The sequence below is a fragment of the Undibacterium umbellatum genome, assembly GCF_014284125.1.
Lineage (GTDB): Bacteria > Pseudomonadota > Gammaproteobacteria > Burkholderiales > Burkholderiaceae_D > Undibacterium > Undibacterium umbellatum.
Window position 1 is genome coordinate 410,072 of sequence record NZ_JACOFX010000002.1, and the last position, 15,359, is coordinate 425,430.

The 15,359-nt window shown below is 47.8% G+C and carries 8 protein-coding genes; 6 read left to right on the top strand and 2 right to left on the bottom strand.

Features of this window, described 5'->3' with window-relative positions; genetic code table 11:
- Positions 1 to 2: 2 nt before the first annotated feature.
- The 4 genes from H8L47_RS06340 to xerD all read left to right on the top strand — a co-directional run bounded on the left by H8L47_RS06340 (position 3) and on the right by xerD (position 3,712).
- Complete coding sequence (locus H8L47_RS06340; protein ID WP_186952427.1) at positions 3 to 554, top strand: TRAP transporter small permease; 552 nt, start codon at positions 3 to 5, stop codon at positions 552 to 554.
- On the top strand, positions 551 to 1,831 hold the full coding sequence (locus H8L47_RS06345; protein WP_186952429.1) for a TRAP transporter large permease: 1,281 nt from the start codon (positions 551 to 553) through the stop codon (positions 1,829 to 1,831). Before H8L47_RS06340 ends, H8L47_RS06345 begins: the two co-directional genes overlap by 4 nt.
- 442 nt (positions 1,832 to 2,273) lie before the next feature.
- Positions 2,274 to 2,798, top strand: a complete 525-nt coding sequence (locus H8L47_RS06350) for a methylated-DNA--[protein]-cysteine S-methyltransferase (protein WP_186952431.1) — start codon at positions 2,274 to 2,276, stop codon at positions 2,796 to 2,798.
- A complete protein-coding gene (xerD, locus tag H8L47_RS06355; RefSeq protein WP_186952433.1) occupies positions 2,789 to 3,712 on the top strand; it encodes a site-specific tyrosine recombinase XerD in 924 nt (307 codons plus the stop codon). The genes H8L47_RS06350 and xerD overlap by 10 nt, the downstream gene beginning before the upstream one ends.
- 67 nt (positions 3,713 to 3,779) lie before the next feature.
- Here xerD and H8L47_RS06360 read toward each other — a convergent pair whose 3' ends face one another.
- Together H8L47_RS06360 and H8L47_RS06365 are read right to left on the bottom strand one after the other, a co-directional pair.
- The gene (locus tag H8L47_RS06360) at positions 3,780 to 5,762 is read right to left on the bottom strand and encodes a S9 family peptidase (RefSeq protein ID WP_222616428.1); all 1,983 of its coding nucleotides are present in this window, start codon (positions 5,760 to 5,762) and stop codon (positions 3,780 to 3,782) included.
- A gap of 95 nt (positions 5,763 to 5,857) precedes the next feature.
- On the bottom strand, positions 5,858 to 8,743 hold the full coding sequence (locus H8L47_RS06365; protein ID WP_186952436.1) for a TonB-dependent receptor domain-containing protein: 2,886 nt from the start codon (positions 8,741 to 8,743) through the stop codon (positions 5,858 to 5,860).
- Between the two features lie 611 nt (positions 8,744 to 9,354).
- On the opposite strand from H8L47_RS06365, the gene H8L47_RS06370 reads away from it, so the two are divergent.
- Positions 9,355 to 11,997 carry a zinc-dependent metalloprotease gene (locus H8L47_RS06370; RefSeq protein ID WP_186952438.1) on the top strand — a complete coding sequence of 881 codons (2,643 nt, stop codon included), beginning with the start codon at positions 9,355 to 9,357 and terminating at the stop codon, positions 11,995 to 11,997.
- Between the two features lie 554 nt (positions 11,998 to 12,551).
- Positions 12,552 to 15,302 carry a TonB-dependent receptor gene (locus H8L47_RS06375; RefSeq protein WP_186952440.1) on the top strand — a complete coding sequence of 917 codons (2,751 nt, stop codon included), beginning with the start codon at positions 12,552 to 12,554 and terminating at the stop codon, positions 15,300 to 15,302.
- Positions 15,303 to 15,359: the final 57 nt, after the last annotated feature.

Consider the following 15,359-nt stretch of genomic DNA (forward strand, 5'->3'; position numbering starts at 1 on the left):
TTATGAAATTTCTCGATCACCTTGAAGAATGGCTGATCGCTACCCTTATGGGGGCGGCCACACTAGTCATTTTTGTTGCAGTAGTACATCGCTATCTCTCGGGTTTTGCCATACCTGGTTTGCAAGATGCGTTGCTGAAGCTTAATACCAGTTGGGCGCAGGAACTGACTATCTACATGTTTGTGTGGATGGCCAAGTTTGGCGCAGCTTATGGTGTGCGTACCGGCATCCACGTAGGTGTTGACGTACTGATCAATAAAATGAATCCGCAATGGCACAACAAGTTTGTTGTTCTGGGTTTGCTGTCTGGTGCCTTGTTCACTGGTATCGTTGGTACCCTGGGTGCCAGTTTTGTCTGGGAAATGTCGCATACTGAACAGACTTCAGCCGATATGGAAATCCCGATGTGGTGGGTCTATCTGGCGATACCGCTGGGTTCTTACCTGATGTGTTTCCGTTTCTTGCAAGTTGCCTGGACTTTCATCAAGACTGGTGAATTACCCAAGCATGATCATGCCCACGTTGAAGGCCTGGAAGATGAGGTGAAAGCATGAACGCCGCGATTATATTTATCTTGCTGTTAGTGTTGATGCTGACAGGCATGCCGATTTCGATATCGCTGGGTCTGACGGTATTGACCTTCCTGTTCGCCATGACCGACGTGCCAATCGCATCGGTGGCCTTGAAGTTGTTCACGGGTATAGAGAAGTTTGAGATCATGGCGATCCCCTTCTTTATCCTGGCAGGCAATTTCCTGACCCATGGCGGGGTGGCGCGGCGCATGATCAATTTTGCCGCTTCCATGGTCGGCCACTGGCACGGTGGGTTAGCGCTGGCTGGCGTTATGGCTTGCGCACTGTTTGCAGCGGTATCCGGTTCGTCACCAGCAACGGTGGTAGCGATTGGCTCCATCATTTTGCCAGCGATGGTGAAACAGGGCTATCCAAAAGGCTTCGGTGCAGGTGTGATCACTACCTCTGGTGCGCTGGGCATTTTGATACCGCCTTCTATTGTCATGGTGATGTATTCGGTCTCTACCAATACCTCAGTTGGCCAATTGTTCATGGCGGGTGTGATACCTGGCTTGATGCTGGCCTTCCTCCTGGGTTTGACGACCTGGTTCTTGGCGAAAAAGCATAATTACCCACGCATGCCCAAGGCAAGCTGGGCAGAACGCTGGGCCGCTTTCCGTAAGAGTGCCTGGGGCTTGCTGCTGATCGTGATCGTCATGGGCGGTATTTATTCCGGCATGTTCACCCCGACTGAAGCCGCTGCAGTGTCTGCCGTGTATGCCTTTGTTGTTGCCGTGTTTGTGTACAAGGACATGACTATCAAGAAAGTACCCAAGGTCTTGCTGGACTCTGCGGCCATGTCGGCGATGCTGTTGTACATCATCACGAATGCGGTATTGTTCTCTTTCCTGATGACCAGTGAAAATATCCCGCAAGCCATGGCTGGCTGGATCATGGATAAGGGCTTTGGTGTGATCAGCTTCCTGCTGGTGGTGAACATACTGTTGCTGCTGGCTGGCAATGTCATGGAGCCATCTTCCATCGTCCTGATCATGGCGCCTATCCTGTTCCCGGTCGCCATGAAGCTGGGTATCGATCCTGTACATTTTGGCATCATCATGGTGGTGAACATGGAAGTAGGCATGTGTCATCCACCTGTAGGGCTGAATTTGTATGTCGCTTCAGGAATCACCAAAATGGGGATTACCGAGCTGACCATCGCTGTGTTGCCATGGTTGATGACAATGGTAGGCTTCCTGCTGCTCATTACTTACGTACCGCAAATCACGATGTGGTTGCCAAATTTGATTTACAAATGAGTTAAACAACGTAAACTAGCAAAAGTTTAAAAGAAATTGCCGTGTTTCCCGCAAGGAAATACGGCAATTTTTATTTTGGCAGAATTAAAATTGGTCTTGCCTAGCACATTTTTTAGGATTATGATCAATTTTCACATATCTGCAACAGTGCACCGTTTTGTGTCATTTTTATTTTGAAAGCCAAAACTTGTCATGCTATATTCACGGCAGTTCAGATTTCTGCAAGACAAAAACAATAGTAAAAAGCACACAGGTTTAAAAGGCGGTAGTGCAAAATAACGGTAACAATACCGTACACACTGAGGAGACGCGCGTTTTTACTACAAGCTGAGTGAATGTGAAGATGTTAAAAATCGCATACACTAAACAGCCGAAAACGCGAAAGACGTTTTAAAGGCGCATCGAATGATGCGCCTTTTTTTCTTTGTCAAAAAGGAAACCCATGCTGGATAAAGAATCCAAAGAATCAGGCTTTTTCTCTGCTATCGTTGAAGCACCTTTCGGTGCCGTAGGCATACGCTGTGAAGGCCAGCACGTCAGTGAACTGGTGTATCTGCCGCCACGCTTCCAGGAAAAAGCGCCTGCTGACAAGGTGGCTGAAAAAGCTGCAAAACAAGTGGCAAGTTATTTACAAGATCCCGACTTTCAATTCACGCTGCCCTTGAAATTGGCTGGTACAGCCTTTCAAACCAGAGTCTGGCAAGCGATTTCTTCCATACCGCGTGGTCAGGTGCTGACTTATGGGCAGATTGCCAAACACATACGCTCGGCACCACGTGCAGTAGGTCAAGCTTGTGGTGCCAACTGGTATCCCTTAGTGATACCCTGTCATCGGGTCACTGCCGCTGGCGGTCTGGGTGGTTTTGCCCATCATGATGATGAGACAGGATTTCACCTTGGTGTGAAGCGCTGGTTGCTGACGCATGAAGGTGTCGCAGGGTTCACCCAGGAAGCATTGTGGAAATAAAGCCTTTACCTGTCATTCTGCCTGAACAATTGACAGGGCAAATCGACCAGTTTTGTGATGCCTTATGGCTGGAAGATGGACTTGCAAAAAACACCATAGAAGCCTATCGCCGCGATATGCGCCTGTTTGCCGAATATCTGCATGTAGAGCAGGGCAAGCATTTGTATGAAGTCAGCCACGCTGATATCAATACCTATATTGCGACAAAACACGAGACTTCCAAGGCCAGCTCGGCCAACCGGCGCATGAGTGTGCTCAAGCGTTTTTACTTGCTCGCCTTCCGCCAGAATCTGGTCAGCCAGAACCCCTGTAGTAAATTGCGATCCGCCAAGCAGGCACACCGTTTGCCCAAGACCCTCAGCGAAGCGCAGGTTGTCGCCTTGTTGCAAGCCCCGGATGACAGCAATCCGCATGGCTTGCGTGACAAAACCATGCTGGAATTACTATATGCCTGCGGCTTGCGCGTCAGCGAACTGGTTAGTTTGCGTTCGATAGAAGTCGGGCTCAATGAAGGCGTCTTGCGCATTACCGGCAAGGGTGACAAAACCAGGCTGGTGCCATTTGGTGAAGTGGCAAGGGCCTGGATGGAGCGTTATCTGCGCGAGGGCAGGCCCGCCATCCTGAACGGCCAGATTGATGACGCCTTGTTCGTGACAGCACGCGGTGGGGCGATGACCAGGCAGATGTTTTGGATACTCATCAAAAAATATGCCTTGCAGGCAAATATCACTACGCATTTATCACCACACACCCTGCGCCATGCGTTTGCTACCCACCTCTTGAATCATGGCGCTGATTTGCGAGTAGTGCAACTATTACTCGGCCACGCAGATATTTCAACGACACAAATTTATACGCACGTGGCGCGCGAACGCTTGAAGAAACTGCATGCAGAACATCATCCGCGAGGTTGAATGCTTTTGCCCTACGTAAAAAAAATCCACGCTGATGAGCGTGGATTTTTAATTGCATCATTTCAGCTTATTTGACCGCTGTATTCTCATCCAGGAATTTTTCTACCTTAGTCCAGAAGTCAACGTTGTTTCTCAGCAGACGCCAGCCATGGCCTTCTTCCTTATATGTGATCCATTCAATTTTGGCATTTGCAGGCGCTGCCTTTTTGAATTTCTCACCATGTATCAGAGGTACACGCCTGTCAGCAATACCGTAGGCAAGTATCAAGGGCTTGGTCAGCCTGTGAGCTTGCTCTGCAGGGGAAGTGGCTTTCAATTGTGCCGCATCCTTCTGTTGGTCACCAATCAGGATAGGCATACCAAAACGCTGCCATGCGCTGCCATCCTGATCACTCCAGGTGACGTCGTACAGCAAATTGATATCAGATACGCCGACCCAGCTGATACCGCAACGATACAGGTCCGGGTCTTTGATCAATCCCATCAGTACTGCATAACCACCGTAACTGGCACCGGCGATGCAAACGCGGTTGGCATCGGCATAGCCTTTTTCTATCGCCCATTTGGTGGCATCGGTGATGTCATCCTGCATGGCCAGTCCCCATTGCTTCCAGCCAGACTTGAACAGATTATTGCCATAGCCTGTACTGCCACGGAAGTCTGGTTCCAGGACCGCATAGCCGCGCGAGGCCAGGAATTGGGTCTGTGGATTCCAGCCCCAGCGACCACCACGCACATACGGACCGCCATGCACCATGACCACCATGGGCAGGTTTTTACCTGTGCTGTTACGCGGCAAGGTCAGGTAAACCGGGATTTCCATGCCATCACGTGCCTTGATGCGGAAGAAATCCTGGTAAGACATTTTTTTGGAATCGACTTCAGGCAAGCTGTCACCAATCGCGGTGAATTGCTCTGTCTTGGTGTCGAACAAGAACGTCGATCCAGGGTGAATGTCTGAAAATGAGCTGACCAGAACGACGCTACTTTCATCGCCTTCGGCGATGGTCAGCATGTTGACAGTGTTAGGCAATTTTTCGTCGATTTTCTTTTGTATCGCCTTGTATTTTTCATCAAGCCACGTCACGCCTGGTGCATCCGTTTCATAGCGCACGCCCAAAAGCTTGTTCTGTTTTTTGTTAAAAATAAAACCGCCTGAAAAATCAAAGCCTTTGGCGGAGATAATGGGGTTGGCATCAATCTTATTTTTTTCGAGATCGTAGCGATACACAGATTTGGTATCCTGCCCCTGATTCGCAGTCACGTAGAGCTGGCCATCAGGTGCGATAAATGCTGGAGAGAAACCATCTTCTGTTCTGCCGTTATATTCTATGAGCTTGCGCCATTGCTTGGTGTTCGGATCTTTGTACTGGACACCACTTATTTCATCCAGATTTGTCATGGCAATACGCACTTCGCCTGACATATCTGCTAGAACTCCGGTGGAGTTGGGCGGCGTCTGTATGATTTCGTTATAGCCAGTCAGCGTATTTAATTTCAAGATGCTGGCCGTCGGATTTTGCCTGGTTCCACTACCATGAGCGACGAATACATCGTCTGAATTTTCCACACCTGTCGAACTGACAAAGTAATGACGCGCAGTCAGTACGCGAAATTTGCCAGAACTCCCCATTGTTTCTATCAGTTGACGAAATTCTGAGCCATCCTTATTGACAGCGAATAGACCGCTACCTTTATAGACTTCACCATCCCCCAGCTTTCTATCGCCAATACCGAATACCAATCGATTATTGTTCACCCAGGAAAAGAAAGTGACGTCACTTTTTTCATACTGTGCCAGGATCTTGGGAGTGCGGCTAGTGAGATCCATGACAGCAAGATTTAATCTCTCATTGGCACCAGCGGAAATCATTGCTAAATATTTTCCATCCGGCGAAAAGCGGATCCCATTGATTTGTGGGCTCTTGAAAAACTTTTCTACCGGGATGCGCTCTGACGTGCCATCAGCATATGCTGGCAAAGTCAGGCTGCTTACGATAATTGCCCCGACTGAAATGCATCGGAACACGGATGTGAGCATGTGATTCATTTGTTTTCCCATAAAATTTAAAATGAAAATGAAGTGGCACTAAAAATAAACGCCCCGGAGTTCGAGGCGTTTATTCATTACACTACGTCACCCAATCAACGGAAAACGTATCTTGCTGACAATGTGAAATAACGACCGAAGTTGTTATGCAAAGTTGTGTTATAACCTTGCTGTACTGTTGTACTGGTGTTGGAACCAGGAGCATACGGTGCTTTTGAATCTGTAATGTTCCTGATATTCAGGCCCAGTGTCAGATTCTTGATACCAGTGTAGCTATAACCTAAATCCAAAGTAGTCCAGCTCGCCATTTGGCAGTCTGGGAAGTACTTGTTATAGTTTGGCTGGAGCTGGATCGAAGTTGCACTTGCTGGCTGACCAGAGCCGTAGTGGCAGTACGGCACAGGATAGGTCGTTTCATTATCGTAACGACGATATTGTGCAATGCTGTCTGTGAAACGCAATGTACCATAAACAGTATGTGGGCCTTTTTCCCAGACGCTGGTCAGGGAGGCGCGCAAACGTGGAATGGATCCAACAGAAGTCGCCCAGTCATTCAGGCCACCATTGGTGCCAACAGCATTTCTTTCCGTATCACCAGGTGCTTCTGCGCGACGATATGAAATCAGGTAAGTGGATTTCAAAGAAGTCGTCAACTTGCCATTTTCACCGAGGTTGTTGCGCAATTTCAGCTCAACGTCTACGCCACTCACTTCAGTACTACCTTGATTTACCCAAGGAGTTTTGACAGCCAGCAATGGGCCAGTACCCGGAATAGGGTTACCGTTGGCATCTTTCAACTGATTCAGTGGATTAGTATCACGTACTATATAGTCCGCTGGGAAATCGGCAGGATGTTCCAACAGGAAAGTTGAGCTACTCAGAGCAACTTCACCTTCTTGACGCAGTTTATAGGCATCAATAACCACGTCAAAATTGGATGAGGGAGAGTAAATCATGCCTAAAGCATAGCTCTTGGACTTTTCTGGCTTCAGTTCTGGATTGGCACCGCCTACACCGGAAACGCTCTTGGAGCAATCAGCCTGTTCTGCACCTGCAACTGGATTTGCACCATTTGGGCAACGGATAGGGTCAACTGTACCGTTCAGGAAGAACTGGGCACCACCGGCAGCAACTTGTGACAACGCTGGAGCGCGGAAACCTTCGGCATAAGTACCACGGAAAGCCAAACCATCTGTGACTGTCCATTTTGCGCCAACCTTAGGTACGAAATTACCTTTGAAACTTGGGTATTTATCGTAGCGGCCTGCAAAATCCATTTCAAAGTTTTTCAGGAATGGTGTGCGGAACTCAAGGAAAGCAGATGACACATTGCGTTGTGCGTTGATTGCTGTCGTCGACAAGCCAAGTATGTCACCACGCGCATTGATAGGATCTGGATCGATCTTCAGTTTTTCCTGGCGTAACTCGAAACCAGCCGCGAAGCCAATTGCACCGCCGCCGAGAGAGCCAAACTCAGTTGTTGCCTTGCCATCCCATTGGGTAATCTCAGCAGTGCCAATATTGGTTAAATCAGGACTGATGGTTGGATCCGCAGCCAATGAAGCCAAAGAGCGGTTGTCTGTAATTAACTTGCGCAGTGTAGGCAGGTAAAGGAAGCCATGAGCTACTTCGTTGCGTTTGGAGCGATTCCACAGTACGGCGCTTTCCCAGTCCCAAGTAGAGATACTGCCCTTCAAGCCAGCGACCAGGCGTGCACTTTCATTTTGCAAATCAGTACCAGTTTTTAAGTTCTCGAAGCGATAAGCAACTGCTGAACGGGCGTCCTTGTTCGGATTGTCAGGGTGGCCCACCGGTAAAATTGCCTGGAAAGGTGTTGCCAGACCACCAACCAGGAAGTTCGTGGTAGGTGAGGTGCCGCTAATGCTACGTGCCGGAGAACGATAGACGCGTTTGGAGTCTGTGTAAGCAAATTCACCAAAAGCCGACAGCTTGTCATTGATCTTCAGGTTACCCACGGTCATGAAGTTGACGTCATCACCTTTGCTTTGTACGTCGGTGAAGGCTTCCAGATCGTAGTTGCAGAAAGTGCGGCCACGAAGTACGCTAGTGGCAGCAATGTTATGCTCAGGGCCGCCTACCAGCTTACGTGATGCATCGCAATTAGTTTGGTTGATGACAGTCGCGCCAGTGGTAAAGAACGACAGGGCACCAGGTGTGCGTTCTTTATAAAAGAATGCCTGATTGGAGATGCTGCTACTGTAAGGATTCAGACGGAAGTTGATGTCAGAATACAGTTTCGCTTCGATATCATTGGAGCCATTTTGGACTGTTGTCGCATTCTGTTTTCTGTAATCAACCGCAAACAGAACATTGTAACCCTGGCTGGAATAATCACCGAAACCTATCGTGCCATTGACGTTTTGACGACCAAACTCACGGTCGTCATTGGCGCTGATATTGGCTGAAACTTCGCCGCCCTGATAATCGCGTTTGGTAATGAAGTTGATAACGCCAGCAACCGCATCAGAACCGTAAATTGCAGAGGCACCATCCTTGAATATTTCTACTTTTTCGATTGCTGAAATCGGGATGCTGTTCAGATCATACAGTGTGGACTGACCATTGTTTGGGTTCGCATACGCAGATGGCGTCATACGACGGCCATTCAACAGGATCAGTGTCGAGGTAGAACCCAGGCCACGCAGGGATGCTGTAGCAACGCCGCGGGAGAAACCATTTTGATCTGGCGTATCGTTATAACCGCCTGTACCCATGGATGGGACATTTTTCAACAACTCCAGCACCGTCGTTGCACCACTTTGCTTGATTTCTTTAGCAGTGATGGTTTGTATAGGTGAAGTACCTTCTTTATCAGCACGTTTGATGTTCGAGCCGGTAATCTCAATACGTTGTGGTGCTTCAGTCTGAGCGTGGGCGTAGCCCCCGATCAGCATGGAGCCAGCAAATACGCTGAGCGCCAGGCGCACTGACTGCACGCCTATTTTTTCTTTAAATATCATTATTGTTCCCTCTTTGTTGATAGACCAGATGCAATCGGGTGCCGGATCCGTTTAAGCAGCCAGGTCAAAGTTACAAAAATTTTGTGAATTTCCAAACTTTTCTGTACTGCTGTCTGATGAGTTTTCACCAAATCTTTCTTCTCTATATTTGCGCGGAGGAAATGAAAGGCAATGAATCAAACAGAACTTTATTATGTAAATAAAATACCTTCGGGGGAAAGCATTTGTTACCAATTTCTGACTAGCTGTTGTTTGACGGCGACAAGAAATGAAAATTTAATTTCTAATTTTTCATGAAATTGAAATTATGTGATCGTTTTACAAATGCATGCATTTCCATATAATTTTCATGAATAAGCTTATAAAATGAAGAGAAAATGAACTATTTGAAAGAAAATGCCACCAATTCATGGGAATTTTCTGATTCGCATGGATTTTCAAAAATGCGAAAAAATTTTCAAATTTAAAGATTTCTGCAAAAATCGCAGCTGCTGATAAGTTCCTGCAACTTGTAACAGCTTGTAACGTAAAAGCAGGCCTATGAGCTTAGTCGTGCATGTGCTTCTGATAAATACATGTACTACTGTCTAAACAAATAACCAGGAAAAAATATGAAATTGCCAAAAGAAGTACATTTCAAGAAAAAGACCCTACTCCTTTTGTTGTGTGCCATGAGTGAGCTTGCATTTGCTCAGACACCTCCTGCAACAAGCCCTGCAACGAATGGCAACGCCGCTGCAACACCTGCAATTGCGCCAGTTGCTGCACCTGCACCAGCGCCGGGTTTGCGCCCGTTCAAAGATATCATTAAGGATGCAAAAGAGCTCAAGGGCTTTTTTAATCTGTATCAGAAAGACGACAAGGTATGGATGGAAATCCGTCCTGAGCAATTTGATAAGCCCTTCCTGTTTACTTACAATATTCCCAATAGCATAGGTGAACGTGGTTTGTATGGTAGCCAGATGGGCCGTGGTTATCAGGCGGTATTCAAAAGAATCGGCAATCAGGTGCAATTGCTGGCCAGGAATACAGAATTTTATGCCACCCCAGGCACTCCTCAGGCTCTGGCCGTCGCCCAGGCTTTTTCAGATAGTTTGTTGGCCAGTGCTCCGGTCTTGAGTTCTCCGAATAGTGATTCTAAAGGCATCTTGGTAGATGCCAGTACCTTGCTGTTCAACGATATTCCTGCTTACTCAACAAGGTTGGAATTTGCCTACCGTACTATGTATGTACTGGACAAGCCGAATACCAGTTTCGGTAAATTGACTGCAGATGAGTCTTTGGCTGGTTTCTTCGTCAATGCGCACTTTGCCACGCCACGCATTGCTGCTGCGCCGCTGGTGCCGCCACCAGTTCCTATGCCTACGCCACCACAAACGACGCCTGATCCACGTAGTTTCTTTGTAGGCTTTTATTTTAATTTCGCAGCCTTGCCAGCAGAAGTGATGCGCTCACGTCTTGCAGATGACCGCTTAGGGCACTTTGTCACGACCAGCTACGATTTCACCGAAGATATCAAGCCCAAGACTTCACGCCATTTCGTCAATCGCTGGCGTCTGGAAAAGCAAGACCCGGCAGCGGCCTTATCTGAACCCAAACAGCCTATTGTTTACTGGCTGGATAAAAACGTACCAGAAAAATATCGCAAGTCCATTACCGAAGGTGTACTGGAGTGGAACAAGGCATTTGAAAAGATAGGTTTCAAAAACGCTGTTGTGGCGAAACAGCAAACCGAAAAAGACAATTTCGACACCATGGATGCGCGTCATGCCTCGATACGCTGGTTTGTCGGTGCGGATGTCGGTTTCGCCATTGGCCCTTCGCGTGTCGATGAGCGCAGTGGTGAAATCCTGGATGCAGATATTGGCATGTCAGATGTGTTCGCCCGTGGCGCACGCCGTATGATAGGTGAGGATGCGCAGGCACATGCCATGTCAGGCCACGCCCACGGTGAATGCAATTTTGCTCATGAGGCATCGATGGAAATGGGTTTCGCCATGGATTTGCTGGACGCCCGTGGTGAAGTCGACATGGATAGCCCCAAGGCTGAAGCGCTGGCACAAGCCTATGTAAAAGATGTGATCATGCATGAAGTCGGTCACACTTTGGGTTTGCGCCACAACTTCCGCTCTTCCACGATTTATACCTTGAAGCAATTGCAAGATCCGGCCTTTACCAAAGTCAATGGCATGGCTGGCTCCATCATGGATTATGTCCCTTTCAACCTGGCGACCAAGGGCGAGCCTCAGGGGGAGTATGTGATGTCGTCCCTGGGACCTTATGATTATTGGGCGATTGAGTATGCTTACAAGCCTGTCGACGCGGATAAAGAAAAAGAAGAACTGGCCCGTATCGCATCGCGCTCTACGGAACCTTTGCTGGCCTATGGCACAGACGAGGATTCCATGGGAACGCTGGTATCCGACCCCGATGTCAACGTCTTTGATCTGGGTTCAGATCCGCTGGCTTATATCCAAAAGCGCCTGACAATTTCGCGTGAATTATGGGACAGGCTGCAAACTCGACAGCTCAAGACTGGCGATAGCTATGAAACCCTGCGCCGCAGTTTTGAGTATGGTTTCGGTCAATTTGCCCGTACCATGCCAGTAGCGACCAAATTCGTTGGCGGCACTACCTTCTTGCGTGATCATGCTGGTACAGGTCGTGCAACGTACACACCGATCGCCGCAGAGCGCCAGCGTCAGGCCTTGAAGCTAGTTTCTGACAGTTTGTTCACCGCGAAGAGCTTTGTCTTCTCACCTGAATTATTGAGTCGTATGGGGGTCGATCATTTTCAGCGCGCCAACCGTAACGACATTTCCATTTCTGCTCGTTTGCTGGGTTTGCAGACAGCAGCTTTGGATCAGTTGATGTCGGATGTCGTTGCCCAACGCATGCTCAACGCAGCAGAAAAACTGCGCGATCCCAAGAAAATGCTTTCCCTGCATGAACTGTACGGCACTTTGCAAACCAGTATCTGGAGTGAATTGTCCAGTGGTGCCGACATCGTTTCTGCACGTCGTAATCTGCAACGCGAGCATCTGAAGCGTTTATCAAATGCCTTGTTGAAACCAGCAGCAACTACTCCTGCAGACGCCCGCAGCCTGCAAAGAGAACAGGCGAATCAGTTGCTGGTGGCTATCCGTGCTGCGGTCGGCAAGCCTATGAGTGCAGAAGCGCGTGCTCACTTGTCGGAGAGCCTGGCAACCTTGAATGAAGTGCTGAAGGCTTCACTGGTCAGGACTGGCGTTTAATGATGTAAATAATATCTGCTATTTATATAATTTATTGAGTAAATTATTTAAACGTTAAAAGCCCGTGCATTGCACGGGCTTTTTTATGGGCGCAGGTGTAACGAATTGGCCTTAAATAGTTTGCACTATTTTTTTTCCTCAGCGAAAAGTTCCCGCTTAAGTACGAAAAAACAACAGTGCTAAATATATTTTAATGCTTGCTCAATATGCAATTTTTAAAAACATAATTCTGGTTACGCAGAAAATTCCATAAAAAACACATATTTTTAGGGCTAATCAAAAACAATATTCCCAATTGTTAAAAATGTCGAGGATGAAAACTGGGACTCATTAAGAAAAACTAAACATGTTACATAATGTCACAGTTCATAATCACTGTTCTTCCAAAGAACCTTATGTTTTTGCAAGCAGATATATCCGGTGAAGTAAGGGAGATTGTCATTTTCAAGGGATGAAAATGACAACTATGCCGAATAAAATTTGAGCAAAAATGAAGCGCAATCGTTCCTGGAAGTTCGCGCTTGCATTGAAAAATTAAAATAGAAAGGTAATTCATGAAGCTGAGTCGTCTCGCATTTGCATTGTCCAGCATAGGTCTGTTCTCTATCGCCACAGGCGTATTGGCACAGGTGACCACCACTAAAGAGGATGAAAAGAAATCAGAAAAAATCCAGAAAGTGGAAGTGACTGGTTCAAAAATTAAACGTATCAACTACGAAACAGCATCTCCGGTACAAGTTATTACCCGTGATGAGCTGGTACGTGGTGGCGCTACTTCCCTGACTGAAGTATTGAAAACCATTTCTGCCAACCAGGGTGGTATTGACGAAAACCGTACCAATGGTTTTACCGCCGGCGCATCCGGTCTGAATTTGCGTGGTATCGGTAGCCAGGCAACATTGGTACTTATCAATGGCCGCCGTCTGGCCGCCTACGCACAACCAGAATATCAAACCACTTTCGTCGATTTGAATTCCGTGCCGGTTGGTGCGGTTGAGCGTATCGAAGTTTTGAAAGATGGCGCATCGGCGATTTACGGTTCAGAAGCGATGGCAGGTGTGGTGAACATCATCTTGCGTGACAGTTTCGTGGGCGCAGAAATAAGCGGCTCTATTTCTCAATCACAAAAAAATGACGGTGAACAAGTCCGTACCAGCCTGAGCTATGGTTTCGGTAGCTTGGTGGAAGATCACTACAATGTTTATGCCACCCTGGATATTCGTCAGCGCAAGCCTATGTTTATCAGCAAGCGCGATGATTACCTGAGCACACTGGACTTGCGTCCTTATGGCTATAAAGATAACCGCTCGCTGTACACATTCCCGGGCAATATCTACTGGACAGACAAAGCTACAGGTAAATTTGTTTCACAAACCCTGGACAAGAATTGTGCTCCCAATAACCTGGTTCCTGCTGATATCTTCTTTGGTGCTGGCACAGTAGGTAATGCTTGTGTATTTGATGACTTGAAAGATGCATCGGTTAACTCTGGCGGCAAAACTGACCGTGTCGGTTTGACCAGCCGTGGTACATGGCAAATCAATGCCGACACCAGTGCATTTGCAGAAATCATGTACAACCAGAATAAGGCGACCGTAACAGGTTTGCCACACTGGTTTGCAGGTCAGAATGGTCAGCCTACAGGAGCATTGCCTATTACCCACCCGCAGTACCCTAAAGAGTTGATCGATCCAGTGACTGGCAAGACACTGGCGGGCGGTAATGGCTCTGTGCGTGTACGCGCTTCCCTGAAAGATTTTCCTGGCCAAGGTTTGGAAAATACCACGGATTTTGGCCGTTACCTGGCTGGTTTGAAAGGCACGTATGCGAACTGGGATTGGGAAACTGCGCTGATGTTCAACACCAGCAAGGTTGAATCCAAAGCCACGGCCGGTATCTTGTCCAAGCCATTTATCGAAGCCTACAATAACGGTACTTTCCTGTTTGGCAGCTCAGCACAAAATGCTGATTTGTACAAAAAAATCGTGACAGGTTCTTCTAATAACTTCAAGTCCGGCATGTATATGTGGGATGGAAAAGTATCTGGTGAAGTGATGCAATTGCCAGCCGGCCCTATGTCCATCGCTGTCGGTGTTGAGGCACGTCGCGAAACCCTGGAAGTCAACCCTTCCCAATTGTCTATCGATGGCGAGTTGTATCATACCGCGCAATCAGAACCAGGCTATAAGCGTGGCCGCAATATCGCGTCTACCTATGCTGAATTGTCCATACCTATCTTCAAGACTCTGGAAGGTCAGATTGCAGCACGTTATGACCGTTACTCTGATTATGGTAGTTCAACCACACCAAAAGTCGGTTTGAAATGGAATGCTGATCCAACTTTGCTGGTACGTGGTACATATGCAACCGGTTTCCGCGCACCGACTCTGGTAGAAAACTCAACCCAGATTTTGAAGGCTTTCCTGTCTTATCGCGATCCTGAGCGTTGCAATGACAAATTCAAAAACGGTTGCCAATGGAGCAGTGCTTATGAAAGTGGTTCCAACCCCAACCTGAAACCTGAAACTGCAGACAGCTTTACCCTGGGTCTGGTATGGGAGCCAACATCATGGTTGAATGCCAGCCTGGATTTCTGGCAAATCAAACGCAAGGATGAAATTTCCACATTTGATTTGACGACGGTCCTGGCAAATCCTGGCCGTTATGCAGGCAACCCTGCAGCTGTCATTACACGTGATCCCTTGACCGCCGCTGACAGGGCCGCTGGTGCGACTGCTGGTGAAATTAGCAACCTCAGATTGTTGCTGACTAACGTGGCGACGACACAGGTACGTGGTTTGGATCTGGACATCAACACCAAATTCAACCTGGGTGAATATGGCCGTATCACGCCGAATATGAAAGTGACTTACAACCACTCTTATAAATCTGCACCATCCCCTGAAACAGCTGCAATCGAGTATGCAGGTACACGTAATCAACCCCGTGTTCAGGCTACTGCTGGCATAGGCTGGGAAAAAGCAGCATGGAAAGCCTCTGTCGATGCAGTGCATATCGGTCACATGTCTTCTAATGGTGACTTTACACAGCCATGTGTATTCGAAACCCAGGGTTATGCCAACCTGTGCAAGGATATCCCATCCTTCACGACCTTCAACGTCGGTGGTAGCTATACTGGCCTGATGAAAGACTTGAAGCTGAGCTTCGCGATCAGGAACGTACTGGACCGCATGCCGCCGTTTGCGCCAAGTGCTACATCATCGCAGGCGATTGCAGCTGTCACTGGCTTGCATGACGTCATTGGTCGTTACTTCCAGATCACTGTGGATTACAAATTCAAGTAATCTTGTGAGCTGATAAGTGCCGGAATCCTGGATTCCGGCACTTATTTTTTTATCTGC

Bases quoted from the DNA above. Each gene is read 5' to 3' on its own strand.
- H8L47_RS06365 (WP_186952436.1), bottom strand. From the start codon at position 8,743: ATGATATTTAAAGAAAAAATAGGCGTGCAGTCAGTGCGCCTGGCGCTC.
- H8L47_RS06375 (WP_186952440.1), top strand. From the start codon at position 12,552: ATGAAGCTGAGTCGTCTCGCATTTGCATTGTCCAGCATAGGTCTGTTC.
- H8L47_RS06350 (WP_186952431.1), top strand. From the start codon at position 2,274: ATGCTGGATAAAGAATCCAAAGAATCAGGCTTTTTCTCTGCTATCGTT.
- H8L47_RS06370 (WP_186952438.1), top strand. From the start codon at position 9,355: ATGAAATTGCCAAAAGAAGTACATTTCAAGAAAAAGACCCTACTCCTT.
- H8L47_RS06360 (WP_222616428.1), bottom strand. From the start codon at position 5,762: ATGAATCACATGCTCACATCCGTGTTCCGATGCATTTCAGTCGGGGCA.
- H8L47_RS06345 (WP_186952429.1), top strand. From the start codon at position 551: ATGAACGCCGCGATTATATTTATCTTGCTGTTAGTGTTGATGCTGACA.
- H8L47_RS06340 (WP_186952427.1), top strand. From the start codon at position 3: ATGAAATTTCTCGATCACCTTGAAGAATGGCTGATCGCTACCCTTATG.